Source organism: Roseateles violae, from assembly GCF_030410485.1.
Classification (GTDB): Bacteria; Pseudomonadota; Gammaproteobacteria; order Burkholderiales; family Burkholderiaceae_C; genus Roseateles_D; species Roseateles_D violae.
Map to the genome: position 1 here is coordinate 542,441 of NZ_JAUHHC010000005.1, position 23,497 is coordinate 565,937.

26 protein-coding genes are annotated in these 23,497 nt (G+C 70.5%); 13 read left to right on the forward strand and 13 right to left on the reverse strand.

Annotation, left to right across the window (positions count from 1 at the left end):
- Positions 1-27 precede the first annotated feature (27 nt).
- From bioB to QWJ38_RS20095, 8 genes are read right to left on the reverse strand one after another with little or no spacing between them, the layout of a single operon-like run.
- On the reverse strand, positions 28-1,104 hold the full coding sequence (bioB, locus tag QWJ38_RS20060; RefSeq protein WP_290360890.1) for a biotin synthase BioB: 1,077 nt from the start codon (positions 1,102-1,104) through the stop codon (positions 28-30).
- Between the two features lie 5 nt (positions 1,105-1,109).
- Positions 1,110-1,808, reverse strand: a complete 699-nt coding sequence (gene bioD, locus QWJ38_RS20065) for a dethiobiotin synthase (RefSeq protein ID WP_290360891.1) — start codon at positions 1,806-1,808, stop codon at positions 1,110-1,112.
- Positions 1,808-3,022: an 8-amino-7-oxononanoate synthase gene (gene bioF / locus QWJ38_RS20070; protein ID WP_290360892.1), complete on the reverse strand. Its 1,215-nt coding sequence runs from the start codon at positions 3,020-3,022 to the stop codon at positions 1,808-1,810. The genes bioD and bioF overlap by 1 nt, the downstream gene beginning before the upstream one ends.
- Positions 3,010-4,302, reverse strand: a complete 1,293-nt coding sequence (gene bioA, locus QWJ38_RS20075; RefSeq protein WP_290361009.1) for an adenosylmethionine--8-amino-7-oxononanoate transaminase — start codon at positions 4,300-4,302, stop codon at positions 3,010-3,012. The genes bioF and bioA overlap by 13 nt, the downstream gene beginning before the upstream one ends.
- Before the next feature lie 22 nt (positions 4,303-4,324).
- Positions 4,325-4,945: a DUF4126 domain-containing protein gene (locus tag QWJ38_RS20080; RefSeq protein WP_290360893.1), complete on the reverse strand. Its 621-nt coding sequence runs from the start codon at positions 4,943-4,945 to the stop codon at positions 4,325-4,327.
- Positions 4,936-5,715, reverse strand: coding sequence for an enoyl-CoA hydratase/isomerase family protein (locus tag QWJ38_RS20085; protein WP_290360894.1), 780 nt, complete (start codon positions 5,713-5,715; stop codon positions 4,936-4,938). The genes QWJ38_RS20080 and QWJ38_RS20085 overlap by 10 nt, the downstream gene beginning before the upstream one ends.
- Entirely contained in the window at positions 5,712-6,248 is a 537-nt protein-coding gene (locus QWJ38_RS20090) for a GNAT family N-acetyltransferase (RefSeq protein WP_290360895.1), read from the reverse strand. Before QWJ38_RS20090 ends, QWJ38_RS20085 begins: the two co-directional genes overlap by 4 nt.
- A gap of 3 nt (positions 6,249-6,251) precedes the next feature.
- The gene (locus tag QWJ38_RS20095) at positions 6,252-7,859 is read right to left on the reverse strand and encodes a carboxyl transferase domain-containing protein (RefSeq protein ID WP_290360896.1); all 1,608 of its coding nucleotides are present in this window, start codon (positions 7,857-7,859) and stop codon (positions 6,252-6,254) included.
- 124 nt (positions 7,860-7,983) lie between these two features.
- On the opposite strand from QWJ38_RS20095, the gene QWJ38_RS20100 reads away from it, so the two are divergent.
- Complete coding sequence (locus tag QWJ38_RS20100; protein WP_290360897.1) at positions 7,984-8,709, forward strand: TetR/AcrR family transcriptional regulator; 726 nt, start codon at positions 7,984-7,986, stop codon at positions 8,707-8,709.
- Between the two features lie 21 nt (positions 8,710-8,730).
- Here the strand turns inward: QWJ38_RS20100 and QWJ38_RS20105 are convergent, their stop codons facing one another.
- Positions 8,731-9,036 carry a hypothetical protein gene (locus QWJ38_RS20105; protein WP_290360898.1) on the reverse strand — a complete coding sequence of 102 codons (306 nt, stop codon included), beginning with the start codon at positions 9,034-9,036 and terminating at the stop codon, positions 8,731-8,733.
- Between the two features lie 150 nt (positions 9,037-9,186).
- Here QWJ38_RS20105 and QWJ38_RS20110 point away from each other — a divergent pair, with 150 nt between their 5' ends.
- Together QWJ38_RS20110 and QWJ38_RS20115 are read left to right on the forward strand one after the other, a co-directional pair.
- Positions 9,187-9,657, forward strand: coding sequence for a (2Fe-2S)-binding protein (locus QWJ38_RS20110; RefSeq protein ID WP_290360899.1), 471 nt, complete (start codon positions 9,187-9,189; stop codon positions 9,655-9,657).
- Between the two features lie 2 nt (positions 9,658-9,659).
- A complete protein-coding gene (locus tag QWJ38_RS20115) occupies positions 9,660-11,816 on the forward strand; it encodes a xanthine dehydrogenase family protein molybdopterin-binding subunit (protein ID WP_290360900.1) in 2,157 nt (718 codons plus the stop codon).
- A gap of 7 nt (positions 11,817-11,823) precedes the next feature.
- Here the strand turns inward: QWJ38_RS20115 and QWJ38_RS20120 are convergent, their stop codons facing one another.
- Positions 11,824-12,045, reverse strand: coding sequence for a heavy-metal-associated domain-containing protein (locus QWJ38_RS20120; RefSeq protein ID WP_290360901.1), 222 nt, complete (start codon positions 12,043-12,045; stop codon positions 11,824-11,826).
- A 136-nt stretch (positions 12,046-12,181) separates the two neighbouring features.
- Here QWJ38_RS20120 and QWJ38_RS20125 point away from each other — a divergent pair, with 136 nt between their 5' ends.
- The 6 genes from QWJ38_RS20125 to QWJ38_RS20150 all read left to right on the forward strand — a co-directional run bounded on the left by QWJ38_RS20125 (position 12,182) and on the right by QWJ38_RS20150 (position 17,529).
- Positions 12,182-14,554 (forward strand): heavy metal translocating P-type ATPase, encoded by a 2,373-nt coding sequence (locus QWJ38_RS20125; RefSeq protein WP_290360902.1) that lies wholly within the window; start codon positions 12,182-12,184, stop codon positions 14,552-14,554.
- 19 nt (positions 14,555-14,573) lie between these two features.
- Complete coding sequence (cueR, locus tag QWJ38_RS20130; RefSeq protein ID WP_290360903.1) at positions 14,574-14,969, forward strand: Cu(I)-responsive transcriptional regulator; 396 nt, start codon at positions 14,574-14,576, stop codon at positions 14,967-14,969.
- A 128-nt stretch (positions 14,970-15,097) separates the two neighbouring features.
- Entirely contained in the window at positions 15,098-15,550 is a 453-nt protein-coding gene (locus tag QWJ38_RS20135; protein ID WP_290360904.1) for an Hsp20/alpha crystallin family protein, read from the forward strand.
- Between the two features lie 13 nt (positions 15,551-15,563).
- Positions 15,564-15,974 (forward strand): Hsp20/alpha crystallin family protein, encoded by a 411-nt coding sequence (locus QWJ38_RS20140; protein ID WP_290360905.1) that lies wholly within the window; start codon positions 15,564-15,566, stop codon positions 15,972-15,974.
- A gap of 83 nt (positions 15,975-16,057) precedes the next feature.
- Complete coding sequence (locus QWJ38_RS20145) at positions 16,058-16,618, forward strand: NADPH-dependent FMN reductase (RefSeq protein ID WP_290360906.1); 561 nt, start codon at positions 16,058-16,060, stop codon at positions 16,616-16,618.
- A gap of 5 nt (positions 16,619-16,623) precedes the next feature.
- Positions 16,624-17,529 (forward strand): pirin family protein, encoded by a 906-nt coding sequence (locus QWJ38_RS20150; protein ID WP_290360907.1) that lies wholly within the window; start codon positions 16,624-16,626, stop codon positions 17,527-17,529.
- Here the strand turns inward: QWJ38_RS20150 and QWJ38_RS20155 are convergent.
- A complete protein-coding gene (locus QWJ38_RS20155; RefSeq protein WP_290360908.1) occupies positions 17,519-18,151 on the reverse strand; it encodes a response regulator in 633 nt (210 codons plus the stop codon). The genes QWJ38_RS20150 and QWJ38_RS20155 overlap by 11 nt on opposite strands.
- A 42-nt stretch (positions 18,152-18,193) precedes the next feature.
- Between QWJ38_RS20155 and QWJ38_RS20160 the strand changes: the two genes are divergently transcribed.
- The 4 genes from QWJ38_RS20160 to QWJ38_RS20175 all read left to right on the forward strand — a co-directional run bounded on the left by QWJ38_RS20160 (position 18,194) and on the right by QWJ38_RS20175 (position 20,929).
- Complete coding sequence (locus QWJ38_RS20160; RefSeq protein WP_290360909.1) at positions 18,194-19,618, forward strand: CHASE3 domain-containing protein; 1,425 nt, start codon at positions 18,194-18,196, stop codon at positions 19,616-19,618.
- A gap of 142 nt (positions 19,619-19,760) precedes the next feature.
- A complete protein-coding gene (locus QWJ38_RS20165) occupies positions 19,761-20,222 on the forward strand; it encodes a BON domain-containing protein (protein WP_290360910.1) in 462 nt (153 codons plus the stop codon).
- Positions 20,223-20,250: 28 nt separating this feature from the next.
- Positions 20,251-20,445, forward strand: a complete 195-nt coding sequence (locus QWJ38_RS20170; RefSeq protein WP_290360911.1) for a hypothetical protein — start codon at positions 20,251-20,253, stop codon at positions 20,443-20,445.
- A 10-nt stretch (positions 20,446-20,455) separates the two neighbouring features.
- On the forward strand, positions 20,456-20,929 hold the full coding sequence (locus QWJ38_RS20175) for a hypothetical protein (protein ID WP_290360912.1): 474 nt from the start codon (positions 20,456-20,458) through the stop codon (positions 20,927-20,929).
- A gap of 27 nt (positions 20,930-20,956) precedes the next feature.
- Here the strand turns inward: QWJ38_RS20175 and QWJ38_RS20180 are convergent, their stop codons facing one another.
- Both QWJ38_RS20180 and QWJ38_RS20185 read right to left on the reverse strand, forming a co-directional pair.
- Positions 20,957-21,214: a hypothetical protein gene (locus QWJ38_RS20180; RefSeq protein ID WP_290360913.1), complete on the reverse strand. Its 258-nt coding sequence runs from the start codon at positions 21,212-21,214 to the stop codon at positions 20,957-20,959.
- A gap of 20 nt (positions 21,215-21,234) precedes the next feature.
- Complete coding sequence (locus QWJ38_RS20185) at positions 21,235-23,289, reverse strand: AsmA family protein (protein ID WP_290360914.1); 2,055 nt, start codon at positions 23,287-23,289, stop codon at positions 21,235-21,237.
- Positions 23,290-23,497 lie beyond the last annotated feature (208 nt).

Below are 23,497 nucleotides of genomic sequence, written 5' to 3' on the forward strand. Positions count from 1 at the left end.
GGTCTCCGCTTTCCTGGCTTCTCTTTTTCAGTGAGCGCGGCAGGCGCTGCTCTGCGCCTCGGCCGAGGAAGAGGCATTCAGCGTGATCTTGGCCTCCTTGCCTTCCGACAGCTGCGCCTCGGTCGCGCAATGCATGCCCAGGCGGTCCAGCAGCGCGCGGTCCTTTTCGGCCTGCGGGTTGCTGGTCGTCAGCAGCTTGTCGCCATAGAACATCGAGTTGGCGCCGGCCAGGAAACAAAGCGACTGCATCGCCTCCGGCATCTCCTCGCGGCCGGCCGACAGGCGCACCATGGCGCGCGGCATCGTGATGCGGGCGACCGCGATCGTGCGCACGAACTCGAACGGGTCCAGCGCGGCCGTGCCGGCCAGCGGCGTGCCCTCGACCTGCACCAGGTTGTTGATCGGCACCGACTCCGGATACGGGTCCAGATTGGCCAGCTGCACGATCAGGCCGGCGCGCTGGCGGCGCGTCTCGCCCATGCCGACGATGCCGCCCGAGCAGACCTTGAGGCCTTGCGCACGCACGCGGTCCAGCGTGTCCAGGCGGTCCTGATAGGTGCGGGTGGTGATGATCTGGCCGTAGAACTCGGGCGCGGTGTCGAGGTTGTGGTTGTAGTAGTCGAGGCCCGCGTCCTTCAGCTTCTCGGCCTGGCCTTCGCCGAGCATGCCGGCTGTCAGGCAGGTCTCCAGGCCCATGGCCTTGACCTCGGAGATCATCTCGCCGATCTGCTCCAGATGGCGATCCTTCGGGCTGCGCCAGGCGGCGCCCATGCAGAAGCGGGTCGCGCCATTGGCCTTGGCGGCGCGCGCGGCCTCCAGCACCTCCTGCAGCGGGATCAGCTTCTCGGCCTTCAGGCCGGTGTCGAAATGGGCCGACTGCGGGCAGTACTTGCAGTCCTCCTCGCAGCCGCCGGTCTTGATCGACAAGAGCGTGGACAGCTGCACCGCGTTCGCATCGAAGTGCTCGCGGTGCACCTGCTGGGCGCGGAACATCAGGTCGTTGAAGGGCAGCTCGAACAGCGCGGCGACCTCGTTGACGGTCCAGGCCTTGGCATTGCGGCGGTCGGCGTCGGTGGTAGGGGTCAGGGTTTGGATCTGATTCATGGTGGTCACTTCAATTCCAGGGACGGCGGCAGCCGCAGATGCGCGGCCACGGCCGCCGAAGAGGGATAGCAAAGCCGGGGCACATGGCCCAGGCAAGGGGCAGAAAATTCGCCGTCGAAGGCGGCCCGCAATGCGGCCAGATTGTCCGCCACATGGGGCATGGCGGGGTCGACCTGGTTGGCGACCCAGCCGGCGATCGTGAGGCCGCGCCCGCGCACCGCCTCGGCCGTCAAGAGCGCATGGTTGATGCAGCCCAGGCGCAGGCCGACGACCAGGATCACCGGCAGGGCCAGGTCGACGGCCAGGTCGGCCGTGTCCCAGCCTTCGGTGAGCGGCACGCGGAAACCGCCGACGCCCTCGACAAAAGCGATATCGGCCAGCGCCGCCGTCGCGCGGATCGCCGCCAGCAGCGGCTCGCGCGCTATGGCGACGCCTTCGAGTTTCGCCGCGATATGCGGCGCGCAGGGCGTGCGCAGCTGCAGCGGGCCGATCTGGGCCGGCGTGAAGCGGCCACCACAGGCGGCATGCAGGCGCTGCACATCGTCGTTGAGCCATTGGCCGTCGACGAGTTCCTGGCCGGCGGCCAGCGGCTTGATCGGCACGGCGTTCACGCCCTGCGCGATCGCCAGCGCGGTCAGGCCGGCGGTGACGGCGGTCTTGCCGATCTCGGTGTCGGTGCCGGTGATGAAAAAACCCTTGATCATCACGAGACCGCCCTTTCCAGCACGGCCAGCAGGCGATCGACGTCGGCGTCCTCATGCGTCGCGCAGAGCGTGATGCGCAGCCGCGCCTCGCCCTTGGGCACCGTCGGCGGGCGGATGCCCGGCACGCGCAGGCCCTCCTGCTCCAGCGCGGCGGCCAGGCGCATCACCTCGGCATTGCCGCCGATGATCAGCGGCTGCACCGGGGTCTCGGACGGCGCCAGCTTCCAGCCCAGCTCCGGCCGGCGCTGCAGCAGCGCGGCGATACCCGTGCGCAGCCGGCGCTGCAAGGCCCGCAGCCGCGCGCGGCGCTGCTGGCCGAGCTCGTTCTCGATCAGCTCCAGGCTCGTCAAGAGCGCATGCGCGACGGCGGGCAGCGAGGCGGTGGTGAAGATATAGCTGCGCGCCGCCTGCACGAGGTAATCGGTGATGGTCGCCTCGGCGACGACGAACGCGCCCGAGAGGCCGGCCGCCTTGCCCAAGGTGCCGATCAGCACCAGGCGCTCGCTCTTCAGATCGAACAACTCCAGCGCGCCGCGGCCCTTGGCGCCCAGCACGCCGAAGCCATGGGCATCGTCGACGATCAGCCAGGCGTCGAATTCCTCGGCCAGCGCCAGCAGTTCGGGCAAGGGCGCGATATCGCCGTCCATGCTGAACACCGCGTCGGTGACGATCAGCTTGATCCTGGCTTGGCTCGCCTGCAGCAAGCCGCGCAACTGGACCAGATCGCAATGGCCGTAGCGGCTCAGCTTGGCCTTGGCCAGCCGGCAGCCGTCGATCAGCGAGGCATGGTTCAGCGCCTCGGAAAAGATCTCGGCCTCCGCATCGCCGAGCGCGCCCAGCACGGCCAGGTTCGCCATATAGCCGGTGCTAAAGCTCAGGGCCCGGGCGCGCGGGATGTGCGGCGCATACCAGGCGGCCAGCGTGTCCTCCAGCCGCTCGTGGGCGACCGAATGGCCGCTGATCAGGTGCGAGGCGCCGGAGCCGCCGCCATAGGCGGCCGCGCCCTCGGCCAGCGCATGGGCCAGGCGCGGATGGGCGGCCAGGCCCAGATAGTCGTTCGAGCAGAACATCAAGAGCTCGCGCGCCAGGCCGTCGGCCCCGCGCACGCGCTGGCGGGGTCCGGTCGGCCCTTCGGCGGCGCGCAGCGAGCGCGTCAGGTCCTGCGCGGCGATCGCGCGCAGCTTGGCGTCGAGGTGCTCAATCAGCGAGGACATACATCGTCCAGTGTGGCCAGCACGGCCTTGAAGAGAAACGCCGCCGTCGCGGCATCGATCAGGTACGGCGGCATCAGGTAGACGGTCGCGCCTATCGGGCGGATCAGCAGCTCGTGGGTGCGCGCGGCCAGGTGGAAGCGTTCGGCGAAGCGCTCGCCGGGATTCTTCAGGTCGAAGGCCAGGATCATGCCGCGCTGGCGGAGCTTGACGATGCGCGCATCGTCGGCCAGCGGCGCGAACGCTTCGGCCAGTAGCGCCGACTGCTGGACATTGGCCTCCAACTGGCCGGCATCGAAGCGATCGAGCACCGCGTTCGCCGCCGCGCAGGCCAGCGCGTTGCCGGTATAGCTGTGCGAATGCAGGAAGCCGCGCGTCACGTCCTCGGACCAGAAGGCGCGATAGACCTCGTCGGTCGTCAGCACCAGCGACAGCGGCAGCGTGCCGCCGGTGATGCCCTTGCTGAGCAGGATGAAGTCCGGCCATTCCGTCCCGGCCTGCTCCCAGGCGAAGAAGGTCCCGGTCCGACCGCAGCCGACCGCGATCTCGTCGGCGATCAGGTGCACGCCGAACTCGCGTGTCAGTTCGCGCAGGGCTTTCAGATACGAGGGCGCATGCATCACCATGCCGGCGGCGCCCTGCACCAGCGGCTCGACGATGACGGCGGCAATCTGCGCGTGGCGCTCGGCCAGCAGCGCGCGCATCGCGGCCAGCGCCTGCGCCTCGTTACCCAGCCGCGAGTCCGGCGACTCGACGATATGCGCGCGCATCAGCAGCGGGTCGTAGGCATCGCGGAAGATCGCCACATCGGTGACGGCCAGCGCGCCAATGGTCTCGCCGTGATAGCCGTTCTTCAGGCAGACAAACTCGCGCTTGTCGCCGCGGCCCCGATTGCGCCAGCTGTGGAAGCTCTGCTTCAAGGCGATCTCGACGGCGCTGGCGCCGTCGCTGCCGAAGAAGCAATGGCCCAGCGCGCCGCCGGTGCGCGCCGACAGGCGCTCGGCCAGGCGCACGGCCGGCTCGTGCGTGCAGCCGGCCAGCATCACATGCGGCAAGGTGTCGAGCTGGCGCTTGATCGCCTCGTTGAGACCGCGGTCCGCATGGCCGAACAGATTGACCCACCAGCTGCCGTTCGCATCGAAATAGCGCCGGCCCTCGAAGTCGTAAAGCCAGGCGCCCTCGCCGCGCGCGATCGGCAGCGGTGGCAGCTGTTCCGCGCGCGCCATCTGCGTGCACGGGTGCCAGACGGCATCGAGGCTGCGGCGGGCGAGTTCGTTCATCATCGTCGTCATCACCATCCATTCATCAGGCGGCCCGCGCGCCGCCGCGCAGCTTGCTCGCCAAACCGCGCAGCAGCCTGAAGGTCAGGCGGATCAGCAGCACGGCCACGATCAGCAGCAGCACCAGCAACACGGCAGAGGCCAGCGGATGGTTCCAGGCCAGCCACAGCAGCGCCGGCACCAGCAGGTCGCCGCTGAGCGACAGCGCGATGTTGGAGAAGGGCTCGGGCGAGGTGTTGGCCGCCGCGCGCGTGCCGGTCTTGGCCGCATGGGCGGTGGCGGCCAAGGTGCCGCCGAGCAGCGCCGCGATCACGGTCCAGGCCTCGCCGCCCACGCCCTGCGCGCTCAGCGCGCCGGCGGCCAGCGCGGCGCCGGCCGGAATGCGGATCACCGTGTGCACCATGTCCCACAGCGAATCGACCGCCGGGATCTTGTCGGCCAGGAACTCGACCGCCGCCAGCACGCCGGCCGCGATCAGCACGCCGCCATGCGTCAGCACCTCCAGGCCCGCCGGCAGCGGCAGCCAGCCCAGGCGCCCGCCCAGGCCGACGATCAGCACCGTCGCGTACAGGCGCATGCCGCTGGCCCAGCCGAGCGCGGCGGCCAGGGCGAACAGATGCGGCAGGCCGATCTCGTTCAGAGCCACGGCACCGCGCTCTTGTTCAGGAAGCTCTGCACGCCGGCGCGGCCTTCGTCGCTCGCGCGGATGTCCGCGATGCGCCGCGCGGTGTCGTCGCGCAGCGCGGGCGTGATGGCCGCGTGGGCGACGTCCTGCACCAGCTTCTTGCAGGCACGCACGGCGGCCGGGCCGTTGGCGGCGATTGCCGAGGTCAGCGCGTCGACCTTCTGATCCAGCGTCTCGGCCGTTGCCAGCTCATGGACCAGGCCCAGCCGATGCGCGTCGGCCGCCGGGAAACGCTCGGCGGTGACGAAATAGCGGCGCGAGGCCTGCTCGCCCAGCGCGCGCACGACATAGGGCCCGATCGTGGCCGGCAGCAGCCCCAGCTTGGCCTCGGACAGGCAGAAGCCGGCCGTGTCGACGGCAACGACGATGTCACAGACCGAGACCAGGCCGACGCCGCCGGCATAGACATCGCCCTGCACGCGGGCGATCACCGGCACCGGGCAGCTGTAGATCGTCCACAGCATTTGGGCCAGCTTGCCGGCGTCGGCATGGTTCTCGTCCCAGGAGTAGCCTGCCATCGCCTTCATCCAGTTCAGGTCGGCACCGGCGCAGAAGGCCTTGCCCTCGGCGGCCAGCACGATCGCCCGCAGGGCCGGGTCTTGCCCCAGCTCGGCGAAGGCGGCCGTCAGCTCGGCGATCACCGCATCGTTGAAGGCATTGCGGACCTCGGGTCGGTTCAGGGTGACGCGGGCGATGTGACCGGCGCGTTCGATCTTCAGGGTGGCGCTCATGCTTGTGCTTCCTTCGTCAGTTCCTTGAGCATCACGACGCTGCGGTAGCTCTTGCCGGCCCATTGCACGGCATCGACCTCGACATAGCCGCGCCGCGCATAGCGGCGCTGCAGGTCCTCGGCCGGCTGGGCCGTGTCCAGCGCGACATGGCTGTAGCCTTGCGCGCCGGCCCAGGCTTCGGCGGCGTCCATCAGCTTTTCGGCCAGGCCCTGGCCGCGCTGCGCCGGATGGACCGCCAGCTGGGCCAGGATGGCCGTGCCCGGCCGCGCATAGACCGCCGGCACCGGATCGTTCAGATAGCGCTCCTCGGCCGCGCGCGGACCGGAAACGGCCACCGTGCCGACGAAGCGGCCGTCCAGCTCGGCGACGAAGGCCTGGCCCTTGGCAACGCGCTCGCGCGTCGTCGCCACGCTCTGGTCGACGGCGGTGAAGTTCATCCCGCGGGCGGCCAGCGAGGCATAGGCCGCGTGCAGCAAGGCGGTCAGCGCCTCTAGCGAGTCGTCGGCGCGCAGCGGGCGGATAGCGACCGTCACGGCTTACATCCGGAACACGCCGAACTTGGTCTCGGGAATCGGCGCGTTCAGCGACGCCGAGAGCCCCAGCGCCAGCACGCGGCGCGTGTCGGCCGGGTCGATGACGCCGTCGTCCCATAGCCGCGCGCTGGCGTAGTACGGATGGCCTTGCTCCTCGTACTGCTGCAGGATCGGAGCCTTGAAGGCCTGTTCCTCGTCGGCGCTCCAGGCGCCGCCCTTGGCCTCGATACCGTCGCGCTTGACGGTGGCCAGCACGCTGGCCGCCTGCTCGCCGCCCATCACGCTGATGCGCGCGTTGGGCCACATCCAGAGGAAGCGCGGCGAGTAGGCGCGGCCGCACATGCCGTAGTTGCCGGCGCCGAAGGAGCCGCCGATGATGATGGTGAACTTGGGCACCTGGGCACAGGCGACGGCCGTCACCATCTTGGCGCCGGCGCGGGCGATGCCCTCGTTCTCGTACTTGCGGCCGACCATGAAGCCGGTGATGTTCTGCAGGAAGACCAGCGGGATCTTGCGCTGGCAGCACAGCTCGATGAAATGCGCGCCCTTGTTGGCGCTCTCGGCGAAGAGGATGCCGTTGTTGGCGACGATGCCCACCGGCATGCCCTCGATATGGGCGAAGCCGCAGACCAGGGTCGCGCCGTAGCGGGCCTTGAACTCGTCGAATTCCGAGCCGTCGACGATGCGGGCGATCACCTCGCGCACATCGAAGGGCTTGCGCGTGTCGGTCGGGATGACGCCGTGCAGCTCGGCCGGGTCGAACAGCGGTGCCTTCGGTGCCTGGGTCAAGAGCTGGCCTTGCTTGCGCCAGTTCAGCTTGCCGATCGACTGCCGCGCGATCGCCAGCGCATGGGTGTCGTCATTGGCCAGGTGGTCGGCCACGCCGGACAGGCGCGTGTGCACATCGCCACCGCCGAGATCTTCGGCCGAGACCACTTCGCCGGTGGCGGCCTTCACCAGCGGCGGGCCGCCGAGGAAGATCGTGCCCTGGTTCTTGACGATGATGGTCTCGTCGCTCATCGCCGGCACATAGGCGCCGCCGGCCGTGCAGCTGCCCATCACGACGGCCAGCTGCGGAATGCCCTTGGCCGACAGATTGGCCTGGTTGTAGAAGATGCGGCCGAAGTGGTCGCGGTCGGGGAAGACCTCGTCCTGGTTCGGCAGATTGGCGCCGCCGGAGTCGACCAGGTAGACGCAGGGCAGGCGGTTCTGCTCGGCGATCTCCTGCGCGCGCAGATGCTTCTTGACGGTGACCGGGTAGTAGGTGCCGCCCTTCACCGTCGCGTCGTTGCAGACGATCATGCAGTCGACGCCGGCGACGCGGCCGATGCCGGCGATCATGCCGCCGCCCGGCGCGGCGTTGTCATACATATTCAGCCCGGCCAGCGGGGCCAGTTCCAGGAAGGGCGTGCCGGGATCCAAGAGCAGCTCGACCCGCTCGCGCGGCAGCAGCTTGCCGCGGGCGGTGTGCTTGGCGCGCGCGGCCTCGCCACCGCCCTCGGCGATCTTCTCCAGCCGCGCATTCAGGTCCTCGATCAGGCCGCGCATCGCCTCGGCATTGGCCCGGAAGTCCGCCGAGCGGGCATTGAGCTTGGTGGTGAGAGCAGCCATGAAGTCTCCGTGAGTTCGACTCAATTTATTCGTACGTCGGCGCCAACCGTGCGGAACAAGCCGGCGATCAACACCGCTCAAGCAGGACTTGAGCTTTACTCAATTATTGCGCAGAATCGGCCCCGTGAACGAAAAAAACCTTGCCCCGGCCGCCCCGCCGGCTTCGCGCCGGGCGCCCGCCGGCGCCAAGGCGGAGCAGCGGGTGCGCGACATTCTGCGCGTCGGGCGCCAGGTCTTCGCCAGCCGCGGCTACGAGCGCACGACGACGACCGAGATCGCGCGCCAGCTGGGTGTCTCCGAGGCCACCGTGTTCACCTATTTCCGCGGCAAGCGCGAGCTCTGCATGCGGGTGATCGCCGACTGGTACGACGAGATCATCGCGGCGATCGAGGGCGGCCTGCCGCGCGAGGCCGGCGTGCGCGAGCAGCTGGAATTCATCGTCCACACCCATCTGCGCCTGTTCCTGATCCAGGGCACCGGCCTGTGCGAGCTGGTGCTGTCCGAGGGCCGCAAGCGCGAGGCCGAGATGGTCAGCGGCAGCGAGTTCGGCGAGGCCTTCATCGAGCTGCAGCGCCGCTACACCGCCCCGCTGATGGAGCTGCTGGCGCGCGGCCAGGCGCTGGGGCAGGTGCGCCAGGACATCCCGCTGCGCATGCTGCGCTCGCTGGTCTTCGGGCCGATGGAGCACATGCTCTGGGAGGTCATCATCGCCGGCCGTCAGATCGACGTCGATCAGAGCGCGCGCGACCTGGTCGCCCTGCTCTGGCCGGCCCTGCAGGCGCCCGAGCAGGAGCTGCAGTCGCTGCGCCGGCTGCGCGGCGAGCTGCAGGACGCGCTGAGCCGCAGCTGAGGACATGGCCGCCACTGCCGCTCAGCGCCGGCCAAAGGCCAGGCGCTGCACCAGCACATGCTCGCAGAGCTTGAAGACCAGGTAGGCGGCGATCGCCGCCAAGACGCCCAGCATCAGCTCCAGCAGCTGCAGCCAGCCGCCGTCGGCGATGAGGCCGTCCCAGCCGGAGCGCCATAGAAAGCCGGCATTGGCCGCGACCAGGCGCACCAGATCGAGCGAGAGCAGGCCGAAGACGATGAAGGCCGCGCTCATCAGCAGGAAACAGGCCGGCGCATGCGCCGCCAGCCAGGCCGCGAGTCTGGAGGGGCTGGGTGGCGATGTGGCCATGAGGAGCTCCTGCGGGTTTGGGCAGCCCTTTCAGCGTAGCGCGCCAGGCGGCGGAACGAAACACCCGTCACCGCGTCGAGCGGCAGGCCGGCTTTCGGTGTAGGCTTGCCGCCGTTCTGGAATTCCAATATCCCGACGAGGAGAAGGTCGATGACGATCAAGCTGACGGTCAATGGCAAGCCGGTGTCGCTTCCCGACGCCGATCCCAACGAACCGCTGTTGTGGGCGCTGCGCGAGGACCTGCAGCTGACCGGCACCAAGTTCGGCTGCGGCATGGCGCTGTGCGGCGCCTGCACCGTGCATCTGGACGGGCAGGCGGTGCGCTCCTGCCAGACGCCGCTGTCGGCCGCCGCCGGCAAGAAGGTGACGACGATCGAGGGCATCGGCGCCAGCAAGACCGGCAAGGCCGTGCAGGCCGCTTGGCTGAAGATCGACGTGCCGCAATGCGGCTACTGTCAGAGCGGCCAGATCATGAGCGCCTGCGCGCTCTTGGCCGGCAAGAAGTCGCCCAGCGATGCCGACATCGATGCGGCAATGAGCGGCAACATCTGCCGCTGCGGCACCTACAACCAGATCCGCGCGGCCATCCACGACGCGGCCGGCAGCCTGAAGGGAGCCTGAGCATGGACGACAGCCTTCAACAAGCCAGCCGTCGCGCCTTCCTGAAGACCAGCGCCGGCTCGGCCCTCGTGATCGGCTTCGCGCTGCCGCTGGCGGCCCAGCGCGCCCGGGCGCAGGCCAATAGCAACACCAACACCTTCGCGCCGAACGCCTGGCTGCGCATCACGCCGGACAACAGGGTCACCGTCGTCTGCGGCTCGGCCGAGATGGGCCAGGGCGTGCTGACCGCGATCCCGATGCTCTTGGCCGAGGAGCTCGATGCCGACTGGGCCCTGGTCAGCGTCGAGCAGGCGCCGGTCGACACCGCCTACAACAACCCGATGTTCGGCATGCAGGCCACCGGCGGCAGCACGACGGTGCGCGCGCATTGGCAGCCGGTGCGCGAGGCGGGCGCGGCGGCGCGGCAAATGCTGGTCGCGGCAGCCGCGGCCCAGCTGAAGCTCGACGCGGCCCAGTTGCGCACCGAGAAGGGTCATGTGCTCGCCCCCGGCGGCAAGAAGATCGCCTATGGCGCCCTGGTCGCCGACGCGTCCAAGCAGGCGGTGCCGGCCAAGCCGACGCTGAAGGCCGCCAAGGACTTCAAGATCCTGGGCAAGCCGACCCGGCGCCTGGACACGCCGGCCAAGCTCAACGGCACGGCCAAGTTCGGCATCGACGCCCAGGTGGACGGCATGCTGGTCGCGGTGATGGCGCGCGCGCCGATCGCCGGCGCCAAGCCCAAGGGCATGAACGAGGCCAAGGCGCGCCAGGTCAAGGGTGTGCAGAAGATCATCACCATCCCCGGCGGCGTGGCCGTGCTGGCCGATGGTTACTGGGCCGCCAAGCAGGGCCGCGACGCGCTGGATGTGCAATGGGATCTGGGCGAGCACGCCGGTCTGAACAGCGCCAAGGTCGCCAGCCTGCTGGCCGAGGGCGCGGCCAACGCCAGCGCGGTCGCGGTCGACAACGGCAATCTGAAGGACGCCTCGGCCAATGCCGACAAGGTGCTGGCGGCCCAGTACGAGGTGCCCTATCTGGCCCATGCCTGCATGGAGCCGCTGAACTGCCTGGCCTGGGTCAAGGGCGACGAGGTGACGATCTGGGCCGGCACGCAGAGCCAGGGCCCCGCCCAGGGCATCCTCAGTCAGGTCGCGCAGGCGACGCCGGCGAAGGTCAAGATCAACACCTTGCTGCTGGGCGGCGGTTTCGGCCGCCGCTTCGCGCCCGACTTCACCATCGACGCGACGCTCTTGAGCAAGCTCAGCGGCAGCCCGGTCAAGCTGATCTACACCCGCGAGGACGATATGGCCGCCGGCTACTACCGCCCGGCCTCCCTGGTCAAGTTCGAGGGCGCGCTCGATGCCAAGGGCCAGGCGACGATGCTGCGCGCCGACATCGGCTCGCCCTCCATCATGGCCGCCTCGGGTTTCATGAAGATCCCCGACAACGGCGTGGATGCGATGGCCGTCGAGGGCCTGGCCGACCAGCCCTACGACATCGCCAACCAGCGCATCGCCTATGGCCGCGCCGAGCCGGGCCCGCAGGTCTGGTTCTGGCGCTCGGTCGGCCATTCGCAGAATGCCTTCTTCATCGAGAGCTTCATCGACGAGATGGCCGCCGCGGCCCAGGCCGATCCGCTGCAGTTCCGCCTGAATCTGCTGGCCAAGCACCCACGCCACCGTGCGGTGCTGCAGGCCGCCGCCGACAAGGCCGGCTGGGGCAAGCCGCTGCCGGCCGGCGTCAAGCGCGGCATCGCGGTGGCCGAGAGCTTCGGCAGCTATGTGGCCGAGGTCGCCGAGGTGTCGGTGAACAAGGACGGCGTGCCCAAGGTGCACCGCGTCGTCGCCGCCGTCGACTGCGGCCAGACCGTCAACCCGCAGACCATCCAGCGCCAGATCGAAAGCGCGATCTGCTATGGCCTCTCCGCCGCGCTCTACGGCCAGATCAGCTTCAAGGACGGCAAGGTCGAGCAGGGCAATTTCCACGACTACCCGGTGCTGCGCATGAGCGAGATGCCCAAGGTCGAGGTGCTGATCCTGCCGAGCAGCGAAGCGCCCGGCGGCATTGGCGAGCCCGGCACGCCGCCGATCGCGCCGGCCGTCTGCAATGCGATCTACGCCGCCACCGGCGTGCGCCTGCGCAAGCTGCCGATCGACACGGCCCTGCTGAAGAAGGCCTGATTCGCGCTCAGGCTGCCGAGGCTGGCGACGCCGGCGGATAGCCGGCCTCGCTCAGCAGCTCGGCCAGCGCCTGCTGGTCGAGCGCGCCGCTGGCGATCTGGACCCGGCGCTGCTCGCGGTCGAACTGCAGGGTGGCGGCCGCGTCGGCGGCCTGCACCGCCTCGGTGATCGCGGCCACGCAGTGGCCGCAGCTCATATCGGGCAGATGGAATTGGTAGTGCTCGGTCACTGCGGGCTCCTTGGATCTGGATCGGGTCAACGATGCTGCGGGCAGCTTAATCCCTGCCATGATGGCAAGGTCAAGCGCGGCGCATCGACCGAAGAAGGCTTGACCTTGCCATCATGTCAAGCTGGACCATGAGGCCATGAGCAGCAGCACCACCCATCCCCTCCTGACCCTGCCGATCGACGGCATGACCTGCGCCTCCTGCGTCAAGCGCGTGGAAAAGGCGCTCAAGGCCGTGCCGGGCGTGCAGCAGGCCAACGTCAACCTGGCCACCGAGGCCGCCAGCGTGGCCGGCCCCGCCGCGCTGCCGGCGCTGAATGCCGCCATCGAGAAGGCCGGTTTCGCGCTGCGCCAGCAGGATCTGACCCTCGCCGTCGAGGGGATGACTTGCGCCTCCTGCGTCGGCCGCGTCGAGAAGGCGCTTAAGAAAGTGCCGGGCGTGCTGGAGGCCGAGGTCAACCTGGCCACCGAGACCGCCCGGCTGCGCCTGCTGGCCGGCACCGGGCCGGCCGCCCTGCTGGAGGCCGTGGCCCGGGCCGGCTACCAGGCCCGGCCGCAGCACGCCGACGGTGCTGACGCCGCCCGCCCGGCCTGGCACAGCAGCGGCTGGCCGGTGCTGGCGGCGGCGCTGCTGTCGCTGCCCCTGCTGCTGCCCATGCTGGCCCAGCCCTTCGGCCTGCACGCGATGCTGCCGGCCTGGCTGCAGCTGGCGCTGGCCACGCCGGTGCAGTTCTGGCTGGGGGCGCGCTTCTACCGCGCCGGCTGGGCCGCGCTGCGCGCCGGCAGCGGCAATATGGATCTGCTGGTGGCCCTGGGCACCAGCGCGGCCTACGGCCTGAGCCTGTGGCTGATGCTGCGCGGCCATGGCGCCCATGCGCTCTATTTCGAATCGGCCGCCGTCGTCATCACCCTGGTGCTGCTGGGCAAGTGGCTGGAGGCGCGCGCCAAGCGCCAGACCACGGCCGCCATCCGCGCGCTGCAGGCGCTGCAGCCGGACAGGGCCCGCGTGCTGCGCGATGGCGCCGAACAGGAGCTGCCGCTGGCCGCGCTGCGCCTGGGCGACACCGTGCTGGTGCGGCCGGGCGAGCGCATCCCGGTGGACGGCGAGCTGCTGGAGGGCCATAGCCAGGTGGACGAGTCGCTGATCACCGGCGAAAGCCTGCCGGTGGACAAGGCGCCGGGCAGCCGCCTGGTCGGCGGCAGCGTCAACGGCGAGGGCCTGCTGCGCCTGCGCTGCACGGCGCTGGGCGCCGAGTCGACCCTGGCGCGCATCGCCCGCATGGTCGAGCAGGCGCAGGGCCACAAGGCGCCGATCCAGCGCCTGGTCGACCGGGTCAGCGCGGTGTTCGTGCCGGTGGTGATCGTCATCGCCACCCTCACCCTGCTGGGCTGGGGCATCGGCGGCGGCGACTGGGAGCGCGCCCTGCTCAATGCGGTGGCGGTGCTGGTGATCGCCTGTCCCTGCGCGCTGGGCCTGGCCACCCCGGCCGCCATCATGGCCGGCACCGGCGTGGCGGCACGCCGGGGCATCCTGATCAAGGACGCCGAGGCGCTGGAACGGGCCCACCGGGTGAGCCTGGTCGCCTTCGACAAGACCGGCACGCTGACCGAGGGCCGGCCGCGCCTGCTGGCGCTCGAGGGCGAGCCGGCGCTGCTGCGCCTGGCCGCCGCGCTGCAGGCCGGCAGCGAACACCCGCTGGCCCGGGCGGTGCGCGAGGCGGCACAGCAGCGCGCCGACCTCGCCGTGCCCGCCGTGACCGGGCTGCAGGCCGTACCGGGCCGCGGCCTGCGCGGGCAGGTCGAAGGGCAAGACCTGGCGCTGGGAAGCAGCCGCTATATGCAGGAGCTGGGCGTGGACCTGGCGGCCTTGCAGGCGCGCGCGCAGGCGCTGCAGGACGAGGGCCGCAGCGTCTCCTGGCTGGCGGCGCCCGGTGAAGTCCCGCGCCTGATCGGCCTGCTGGCCTTCGGCGACGCGCTCAAGCCCGAGGCGGCGGCGGCCGTGGCCGAGCTGCACGCGCAGGGCATACGCACCGCCCTCATCAGCGGCGACAACCGCGGCGCGGCCGAGCGGGTGGCGCGCGAGCTGGGCATCGACGAGGTACGCGCCGAGGTGCTGCCGCAGGACAAGGCGCGCATCGTCGGCGAGCTGCGGGCCGGCGGCCGCGTCGTGGCCATGGTCGGCGACGGCATCAACGACGCGCCGGCCCTGGCCGCCGCCGACGTGGGCCTGGCCATGGCCACCGGCACCGAGGTGGCCATGGCCGCGGCCGGCGTCACGCTGATGCGCGGCAACCCCGCCCTGGTGGCGGATGCGATCGCGATCTCGCGCCGCAGCTACGCGAAGATCCGCCAGAACCTGTTCTGGGCCTTCTTCTACAACCTGGTCGGCATCCCGCTGGCCGCCCTGGGCCTGCTGAACCCGATGCTGGCCGGCGCGGCGATGGCGCTGTCCAGCGTGTCGGTGGTGGGCAATGCGCTGCTGCTGACGCGCTGGCAGGGCCGCGCCGCCTGAACGAGACGAGGAACCGGGCATGGACGTGAACATCAGCGAGGCGGCCAAGCGCTCCGGCATCTCGCCCAAGATGCTGCGGCACTACGAGTCCCTGGGCCTGCTGCCGCCGGTGGCGCGCAGCGAGGCGGGCTACCGCCGCTACGGCGACAGGGAGGTGCACACGCTGCGCTTCATACGCCGCGCGCGCGACCTGGGCTTCTCGATCGCCGAGATCGGCGAGCTGCTGCGCCTGTGGCAGAACCGCCGCCGCAGCAGCGCCGACGTCAAGCGCATCGCCCAGGCCCATGTGGCCGACCTCGAGCGCCGCCTGGCCGAGATGCAGGCGATGAAGCGCACGCTGGAGGCGCTGGTCGGCTGCTGCCATGGCGACGAGCGGCCCGACTGCCCGATCCTGGACGGCCTGGAAGAGGTCTGAGCGCCGGCGCGTGCAGCGCCTTCGACAGCCCTCTTGAAAGCCCGCGGGCGACCCCTAAGTGTTGCGGGCAAGCCGGCCGGTCGGGTTCTTGCCGGTCGGTGCCCACCACCCATCGACAGGAGGTCACCATGTACGCATCCTTGTGGAGTCAGCCGGGCATCTGGTTCGGTCAGTTCGAGCGCCTGCGCCGCGAGCTGGACGATGTCTTCGGCACGCCGGGCCTGCCCAGCAGCATCCGCTCGGCGGCCGCCGGCACGCTGCCGCCGGTCAATGTCGGCCGCACGCCCGACAAGGTCGAGGTCTATCTGTTCGCGCCCGGCCTTGATCCCGCCAAGATCGACGTGACGGTCGAGCGCGGCGTGCTGCGCCTGGCCGGCGAACGCGTCGCCGATCTGCCGCAGGAGGACGCCCGGATCAATGTCTACAGCCGCGAGCGCAGCGCCGGCCGCTTCCTGCGCGCGATCGCCCTGCCCGACGACGTGGACACGAGCCAGGTCGACGCGCGCTACCGCGACGGCGTGCTGCAGGTCAGCCTGGCGCGCCAGCAGGCGGCGCAGCCGCAGCGTATCAATGTGCAGTAAGGAGGCAAGCATCATGAACCAGGAACGTCAGAACGAGCAGCCGCAACAGGCCGGCAGCGCGCTCTCGCGCGGCCGCAACGAGCAGGAGCGCCGGGCGGCGATCGCGCCGGCGGTCGATGTCTACGAGGACGAGTCCGGCATCACCCTGCTGGCCGATATGCCGGGTGTGCCGCGCGATCAGCTGGACATCCGCATCGAGTCCAACACGCTGTGGATCGAGGGCCAGGTGCAGCCGAGCACGCCCGAGGGGCTGGAGGCCATCTATGCCGAATTGCGCACGCCCTGCTACCGGCGCAGCTTCACGCTGAGCCGCGAGCTCGACAGCGGCCAGATCGACGCGCAGCTGAAGGACGGCGTGCTGCGCCTGCGCATCCCGAAGCAGGCGCATGCGCAGCCGCGGCGCATCGAGGTCGCGGCCGGCTGATTGCGCGGGCGCGCGAGGGCCGGCCGGCCCTCGTGCCATGATGGGGGTGAATCGATCCTCTGCGTCACTTCACTCCCATCGGCATGCCTACCATCGTCGCCCTGTCCGGCAGCCTGCGCCAGGCCTCCTACAACACCGCGCTGCTGCGCGCCGCCCAGCCGCTGGCGCCGCCGGAGCTGAAGCTGGAGCTGCACACCTTGCACGGCATCCCGCTTTACGACGCCGATGTCGAGGCACAGGGCACGCCGGCGGCGGTGACAGCGCTGCGCGAGGCGATCCGCGCGGCCGACGGCCTCTTGATCTGCACGCCGGAGTACAACCACTCGATCCCCGGCGTGCTGAAGAACGGCCTGGACTGGATCTCGCGCCCGCCGGCCGAGGGCCGCAAGACCTTTGCCGGCAAGCCGACCGCGCTGATCGGCGCGACGCCGGGCGGCTTCGGCACCCAGCTGAGCCAGCAGGCGATGCTGGGCGTGCTGCGCGCCTTCGGGGTCGACTTCTGGTTCGGCGGCCAGCTGCTGGTCTCGCATGCCGACCAGCTGTTTGCCGCCGACGGTGCGCTGCAGGACGAGAAGCTGAAGAGCCAGCTGGCCGGCTTCCTGCAGGGCTTTTCCCGCTTCATCGCTCAACGCCGCAAGGAGTAAGCCTCATGCCTCTGGTCGAAAAGATTCCCGGCCATCCCGGCGATGTCGGCGGCCTGCCGATCAACCGCGCGCTGCCGACCGCGCGCCGCCGTCTGGTCGGCGCCTGGTGCTTTCTGGATCATGCCGGCCCGGCCGATCTGGCGCCCGATGGCGGCATGCGTGTCGCGCCGCATCCGCACACCGGCCTGCAGACCTTCAGCTGGATGATCGAGGGCGAGATCCTGCACCGCGACAGCCTGGGCAGCGAGCAGGTGCTGCGCCCCGGCCAGGTCAATCTGATGACGGCCGGTCGCGGCATCGCGCATTCGGAGGAATCGCTGTCGGCACGGCTGCAGCTGGCCCAGCTGTGGATCGCGCTGCCCGATGCGCAGCGCTTCTGCGCACCGGCCTTCGAGCATTTCGCGACGCTGCCGCGGCTCGCGGCCGGCGGCTTCGCGCTGACCCTGCTGGCCGGCGAACATGGCGGTGCGCGCTCGCCGGTGCCGCAGCACACGCCGCTGCTGGGGCTGGACCTGGCCAGCGCCGGCGCGGCCGAGACCGTGCTGGCGCTGCGGCCCGGCTTCGAGCATGGGCTGATGGTGCTGGAGGGCAGCGTCGAGCTGAGCCCGGCCGGCGAGCCGGCGCAGCGGCTGGAGCCGGGCAGCCTGCTCTATCTGGCACCGGGCTTCGACGCGCTGGCGCTGCGCGCCGAGGCCGCCTGCCGGCTGCTGCTGCTGGGCGGCGAGCCGCTCACCGAGCAGCCGCTGCTGTGGTGGAACTTCGTCGGCCGCAGCGGCGAGGAAATCCACCAGTTCGCCGCCGACTGGAATGCCGGCAGCGGCGCCTTCGCCGGCGTCGAGGTGCAGGGCTTCGACGGCCCGCGCCTGCTGGCGCCGGACGCCTCGCAGCTGCGCCTCAGGACTACTGAATGAGCCCGTTCTTGAGCGCGTAATAGGTCAGATCGCTGTTCGACTCCAGCTTCATCTTCTCCATCACCCGCGCGCGGTAGGTGCTGACCGTCTTGACGCTCAGGCACATCAGCTCGGCCATATGGCTGATCGTCTCGCCCTTGGCCAGGCGCAGAAAGACCTGCAGCTCGCGCTCGGACAGCAGTTCGTGGGGCAGTTGCTCGCCCTCGCCGCCGAGGCCGTCGACCAGCAGCTCGGCCACCGTCGGCGTGATGTAGCGCCGGCCCAGCGCAACGGTGCGGATCGCCTTGATGATCTCCTCGGGCTCGCATTCCTTGTTCAGGTAGCCGGACGCGCCCTGGCGCAGCAGGGTCGTCGCGTAATGCGCCTCCGGAAAACCGCTCAGGATCAGCACCGGCAGATCGGGCGCGCGCGCCTTGATCGCGGCCAGCGCGTCGACGCCGCCATGCTCGGGCATGGAGATGTCCATCAGCAGCACATCGACCTCGCCCCCGCGCACCAGGTCCAGCGCCTCGCGGCCATTGGCCGCCTCGCCGGTCACGCGCAGATCCACCTGTTCGGACAGATACTGGCGCAGTCCGGCACGAACAATGGCGTGATCGTCGACGATGCCAACGCGAATCATGATGAATCAGCCCCCTTGTGTTCGATTTCAGGAGTTTAGGCCATGAAGAATCGGCTCTCGGCCCTGCTGGAACGGCTGCAGAAGAGCACCTTCGCCTTTCCGCTGGCGGTGCTCGCCGCCGCCGCCATGCTGGTGATCAGCGAGGCCAGCTACAGCCGCGCCCAGGATACGCTGGCCGACCTGGTGCAGATGGGCCGCGCGCGGCTGCTGCTGTACAGCATCATGGCACGCTCGGCCGATGCCGAGACGGCGCAGCGGGGCTTTCTGCTGACCGGCAAGCCCGAATACCTGGCCCCCTATGAGGAGGCCGCCGATGACCTGTCGCGCGCGCTCAAGGACCTGAAGAACCATTACGCCGAACGCGGCGACCTCAGCGCGCAGCGCCTGCACCGGCAATTGGAGGAGGCGGTCATCACCAAGATGGGCGAGCTGGCCGAGGCGGTGCAGCGCCAGCGCGCCGGCCGGCCCGACGCGGCGCTGGAGCTGGTGCAGGCCGGGCTGGGTCGCGACCAGATGGACCTGATCCGCAGCCGCTCGGAGGAGTTGCTGCACCTGCAGAACCAGCGGGTCGCCAGCGGCCGCAGCCAGGTCTATGACGCGCTGCTGCTGAACCGCATCGGCGTCGCCGCGATGACGGCGATCAGCCTGCTGGCGTTGGCGATGTTCCTGCGCCAGAGCCGCGCGCTGGCGGCGCAGCGCGACGAGCAGGCGCGCGCGATCGCGGCCGAACGCGACCAGCTCGAATGGGAGGTCGGCAAGCGCACGGCCGAGCTGACCGAGCTGGCCACCCACTTGCAGTCGGCGCGCGAGGACGAGCGCAACCACCTGGCGCGCGAGCTGCATGATGAACTCGGCGCGCTCCTGACCGCGGCCAAGCTCGAGACCGCGCGGCTGAAGCCGCGGCTGGCCGAGCTGGCGCCGGACCTGCTGGAGCGCCTGGCGCATCTGACCGAGACGCTGAACAGCGGTATCGCGCTGAAGCGCCGCATCATCGAGGACCTGCGGCCCTCCTCGCTGTCCAATCTGGGCCTGCTGCCGGCGCTGGAGATCCAGGCGCGCGAGTTCGGCGAGCGGCTGGAGATCCCGGTCCATACCGAGCTGCAGCCGGTGCGCCTGTCGCCGCGCGCCGAGCTGACCGTCTACCGTCTGGTGCAGGAGGCGCTGACCAATATCGCCAAATACGCGAAGGCGCGCGAGGTGCGGGTGCGACTCGTCTCCACGGCCGATGGACAGGCGCGGGTCGAGGTCCGCGACGACGGCCAGGGCTTCGATCCGCAGGCCCAGGCGCGCAGCTCCCATGGCCTGGTCGGCATGCGCTACCGCGTCGCCGCCGAGGGCGGCTCGCTGAAGCTGAGCTCCAGCCCCGGCCAGGGCACGGTCCTGACGGCCTTGCTGCCGCAGCTGCCCGCTGCGGAGCCGGCCCCGGCGCCGCCGTCCATGGCGCCGGAATCGACCGAGCCGCTGTAGGCCGGCGCCTACAGCCCGCCACAGCAGTGGCCCACACGTCGATGCGGATTGCGCCCATGCAGGCGCGGCGGGTGGCTGCGTACATTGAGCTCATCGCAAGGCCGCTTTTCGCCGCTACCGCACCCACCGCAAGGAGTTCGCCATGCCATCCCACGCTCCCACCGCTTCGATCCGCGCGCTGCGCCTGGCCGGTCTGCTGCTCGGCGCCGGCCTGGGTCTGGCCGCCTGCCAGCAGCGCAGCGATGACCCGACCCTGGGCCAGCGCGTCGACAAGGCCGTTGCCGAGACCAAGGAAGGCGCCCGCGAGGCCAAGGCCGATATCAAGGAGGCCGCGCAGGACGCCAAGAACGCCGGCGCCCGCACCGCCGACAAGATGGAGGCGAACGTCAGCGACGCCTCGATCACCGCCAGCATCAATGCCGAGCTGGCCAAGGATTCGCGCCTGAGCGCGCTGAAGATCAATGTCGACACCCAGGGCGGCCGCGTCGCGCTCAGCGGCAGCGCGCCCGACGAGCAGGCGCGCCAGCGCGCCACCGAGCTGGCCGCCGGCGTCAAGGGCGTGCTCAGCGTGGACAACCGTCTGACCGTCGACGCCCGCAGCTGAGGCGCGGCGCGAGACCAGGAGTCTGCCCATGAGCTCGCTGCAACTGCACCTGACGCCGCGGCTGCGCAATCTGCGCCGCCGTGCCGTCTACCCGCTGCTGTGCCTGCTGTCGCTGCTGTTCCTGCCGCTGCAGCCGGACGACCATCCGCTGCACTTCGCGGCGCAGATCGCGCAGGGCCTGGTCGGCTCCTCGATCACGCTGCTGGCCAGCGGCGGCGGCTGACGGGCCACCCATGCTGGCCGCCGCCACCCTGCCCTGCTCCTCGCCGGCCGACCAGTGCCTGAGCCCGGCGCTGCAGGCCTATCTGCGCGACTGCGTGCGCCAACGCCTGCAAAGCGAAGGCCTGCCGCCCACGCCCTGGTTCCGCATCCATCTCTACCTGCGCCTGGGCGATATGGCCAGCGCGCAGGCGCTCGACCGCGACCTGCGCCAGCAGGCCCAAGGCGGCGGCTCGCTGCTGGGCCTGATCGCGCTGTTCGGCCAGCTGGCCCCGGATCTGGACATCCAGAGCGCGCTGGCCCGCCAGCTGCGGCTGATGCATGGCTGCGATCGCCAGCTGCAGCTGCCGACGCCGCCGGCCGAGCACCGGCTCAGCCAGGTCTGCATCGGCCCGCGCCGTTATGCGGTGCTGACCCTGCACGGGCAGTCGAGCCGGCTGCACTGCGTGATGCCCTGCCCGATGCTGGTGTTCGCACCGCTCGAATAAATCTCCTCGCTTCTTCTTCCGGCTCCCTCAATGCTGGGCGACCAGCAGCAAGGCCTTGCGACACTGCTCGCGCTCGCCGCGCAGCGCCAGCATGCCGCAGCGGTGCTGTTCGCGCGCCTGCTGTTGCTGGGCCAGATGCCGGCGCTGCGCCTGCTCGACGCCGTCGGCGACGACCAGATAGAGCAGCACGACCAGCAGCTGAGCCAGCAGCAGGCCGCCGATCACCAGCTTCTGCTGGCGCGGCGCCATCCGGACTTCGCTCATCGAAGCAGCGGGCATCGGCATGATCGCTCTCTCCTCAATCATCAACCCTTGGCCACGGCCACCGCATTGAGACGCTGGCAGGACTGCAGCAGCGCGCGTTCATGGCCGTCCTTGTCTTCGCCGTCGTCGATCAGCGGCAGCAGCGCCGCGAGCGGATGGATGGCCGCCAGCAGGGCGGCCGGCAGCAGCTTGACCATCAGCGGCTTGGGCTCCAGCGAGACGTCGGGATCGGCCAGGCTGCCGCGCACCAGCACCGGTGTGCGCAGACTCAGCGGGCTGAAGTCCTTGGGCAGCACCTTCAGGCGCAGATCGATCTTCTCGGTGTCCAGCGCGATCTGGCCGTCGACGAACAGGGTCGAATCGCGCGTGTCGACCAGCATCACCGTCGGCACGACCTTGCCGCGCCGCACGTTCAGATCGGCGACCGCGCATTGCATCGCCAGCGAATCGTCGCCGCGCACGAGGATGCCCAGGCCCTGGGCGATGTCGATGCCGGCCGCCTCGACGGCCAGGTGCGAGATCTTGCCGCTGGGCAAATGCAGCTGCGCGCGGCCGCTGGCCGAGGCGAGCAGCTCGGCCGTCGAGCGGCCGCGGCCGTCCAGCGCCAGCCGGCCGTTCAGCAGGCCGCTGACATAGGGCGGCTGATCGGGGCGGCGTCCCTGGCGTATCCATTGCTCCAGCCGCACGCCGGCCCAGCGCAGCCGCGCCTGCCACAGCGCCACGTCCTCGCGGCCGTCCAGGCTGAGCCTGCCGGCGATGCGGCCGCTGGCGCTGCGCGCATCGATGTCGGACAGGGTCAGCACACCGTCGTTGAGGACAATGCGCGCATTCAGCGGTGCGATCGGCACGGCGAAGTAACGACCCAGGTCGACGCGGCGCAGCGCCACCTCCACGTTGGCGTCCATCGCGCGCAGCGAGGGCAGATCGAAGCGGCGGTCGGGCAGCAGACGGCCGTCGGCGGCGGCCGGCTGCTCGGGCGCCGGCGCGCCTATGGTCGGCGCCAGATCGGCGAACCAGAGCGAATCGCCGCCGAGCCGGCCGCTTAGCAGCGGCCGCTGCCGGCGGCCGGCGTCAGCGGGACGGAAGTCGAAGCTGCCGTTGAGGCGGCTGCGGCCCAGCAGCGCGCGCTCGACGTCGACATGCCAGAGCTGGTCGCCGGGGCGACTCAGCCGCCCCTCGGCATCGAAGGCCGGCGTGGTGGGCAGGGTCACGCCGAGCGGATCGCCGATCGCGGCCAGCGAGGGACCGGCCAGCTTCAGGCGGCCGTCCAGGCCGCGCAGGCCCAGCAGATCGCGGACCACGCCCTCGAAGCCGAATTTCACCGCGCCGGCCTCCAGGCGCAAGGCCAGCGGCACCGGCCGCAGATCGTCGCTGGCGCCGACCCAGGGCAGCGGCGAGCCGGTCTCGGCAGCGGCCGTCATCGGCTTGCCGCGGTAGCGCCCCTCGGCGTGCGCCGTCAGGCCGACCTCCTGGCGCTGGCGCAGCGGCGAGGGCTTGTCGCTCAGGCTGGCCTCGATATGCGCCTTCAGCTGCAGCGGCGCATCGTCGAAGGCCAGACTGGCGCGGTTCAGCAGCAGGCGATCGAAGCGCAGCAAGGGCGGCGCGGCGGCGGCGCGGCCGTCGGCGGACTGGACGCGGCCCAGTTGCCAGGTCGCCGAACCATCGGCACGGCGCAGGAGATCGGCGTCCAGGCTCTCGGCCGACAGCTCCTTGATGCGCAGCGGCTTGTCCTCGCGCTTCCAGGCCCAGAGATCGCGGTAGCGCAGGCGCAGGGTGACGTTGCCGGCGTCCAGTGTATTGGCCTGGTTGCGCCAGTCCGGCCCGCCGATGCGCAGGCGCGCCGCATGCACATCGACCTCCCCGAGCAGCGAGACGCGCATGCGCTCGCCACCCGGCGTCTCCACCAGTTCGACGGTGCGCCCCAGGCGCTCGCCCAGCGCCCGCTCCAGCGGCCCGGCCAGCCAGGGCCAGCCCGCCAGCTCGCCGAAGGCGAAGCCGGCAAGGAGCAGCAGCAGGACAAAAAGAAAGCCCGCCAGATGCGGGTGCCGGGACAGCAGCCGCAGTGGCGGGCTTGACGAGAGGCTGGCGATGCTCATCGCGGTTCAAGCCCCGAGACCCTCCGGCGGCGCAGCCCCCGTAGTGGTCAAGAGATACGGAAACGCGCCTTCGTAACCGAAGTCCAGGGATTCGGCACCGGGCGACGCCTCATCGCCGGTCTGGCCGGCGAACTCGGGCGACACCAGCAGGCTGGCGACCGGAGGGACGGGGGATGGGATGGACATGGCAAGCTCGCTCGTCGAACGC

Coding starts and splice junctions, on each gene's coding strand:
- bioB (WP_290360890.1), bottom strand. CDS start 1,104: ATGAATCAGATCCAAACCCTGACCCCTACCACCGACGCCGACCGCCGC.
- bioD (WP_290360891.1), bottom strand. CDS start 1,808: ATGATCAAGGGTTTTTTCATCACCGGCACCGACACCGAGATCGGCAAG.
- bioF (WP_290360892.1), bottom strand. CDS start 3,022: ATGTCCTCGCTGATTGAGCACCTCGACGCCAAGCTGCGCGCGATCGCC.
- bioA (WP_290361009.1), bottom strand. CDS start 4,302: ATGATGAACGAACTCGCCCGCCGCAGCCTCGATGCCGTCTGGCACCCG.
- QWJ38_RS20085 (WP_290360894.1), bottom strand. CDS start 5,715: ATGAGCGCCACCCTGAAGATCGAACGCGCCGGTCACATCGCCCGCGTC.
- QWJ38_RS20095 (WP_290360896.1), bottom strand. CDS start 7,859: ATGGCTGCTCTCACCACCAAGCTCAATGCCCGCTCGGCGGACTTCCGG.
- QWJ38_RS20105 (WP_290360898.1), bottom strand. CDS start 9,036: ATGGCCACATCGCCACCCAGCCCCTCCAGACTCGCGGCCTGGCTGGCG.
- QWJ38_RS20110 (WP_290360899.1), top strand. CDS start 9,187: ATGACGATCAAGCTGACGGTCAATGGCAAGCCGGTGTCGCTTCCCGAC.
- QWJ38_RS20115 (WP_290360900.1), top strand. CDS start 9,660: ATGGACGACAGCCTTCAACAAGCCAGCCGTCGCGCCTTCCTGAAGACC.
- QWJ38_RS20125 (WP_290360902.1), top strand. CDS start 12,182: ATGAGCAGCAGCACCACCCATCCCCTCCTGACCCTGCCGATCGACGGC.
- cueR (WP_290360903.1), top strand. CDS start 14,574: ATGGACGTGAACATCAGCGAGGCGGCCAAGCGCTCCGGCATCTCGCCC.
- QWJ38_RS20135 (WP_290360904.1), top strand. CDS start 15,098: ATGTACGCATCCTTGTGGAGTCAGCCGGGCATCTGGTTCGGTCAGTTC.
- QWJ38_RS20140 (WP_290360905.1), top strand. CDS start 15,564: ATGAACCAGGAACGTCAGAACGAGCAGCCGCAACAGGCCGGCAGCGCG.
- QWJ38_RS20145 (WP_290360906.1), top strand. CDS start 16,058: ATGCCTACCATCGTCGCCCTGTCCGGCAGCCTGCGCCAGGCCTCCTAC.
- QWJ38_RS20150 (WP_290360907.1), top strand. CDS start 16,624: ATGCCTCTGGTCGAAAAGATTCCCGGCCATCCCGGCGATGTCGGCGGC.
- QWJ38_RS20155 (WP_290360908.1), bottom strand. CDS start 18,151: ATGATTCGCGTTGGCATCGTCGACGATCACGCCATTGTTCGTGCCGGA.
- QWJ38_RS20160 (WP_290360909.1), top strand. CDS start 18,194: ATGAAGAATCGGCTCTCGGCCCTGCTGGAACGGCTGCAGAAGAGCACC.
- QWJ38_RS20165 (WP_290360910.1), top strand. CDS start 19,761: ATGCCATCCCACGCTCCCACCGCTTCGATCCGCGCGCTGCGCCTGGCC.
- QWJ38_RS20170 (WP_290360911.1), top strand. CDS start 20,251: ATGAGCTCGCTGCAACTGCACCTGACGCCGCGGCTGCGCAATCTGCGC.
- QWJ38_RS20175 (WP_290360912.1), top strand. CDS start 20,456: ATGCTGGCCGCCGCCACCCTGCCCTGCTCCTCGCCGGCCGACCAGTGC.
- QWJ38_RS20180 (WP_290360913.1), bottom strand. CDS start 21,214: ATGCCGATGCCCGCTGCTTCGATGAGCGAAGTCCGGATGGCGCCGCGC.
- QWJ38_RS20185 (WP_290360914.1), bottom strand. CDS start 23,289: ATGAGCATCGCCAGCCTCTCGTCAAGCCCGCCACTGCGGCTGCTGTCC.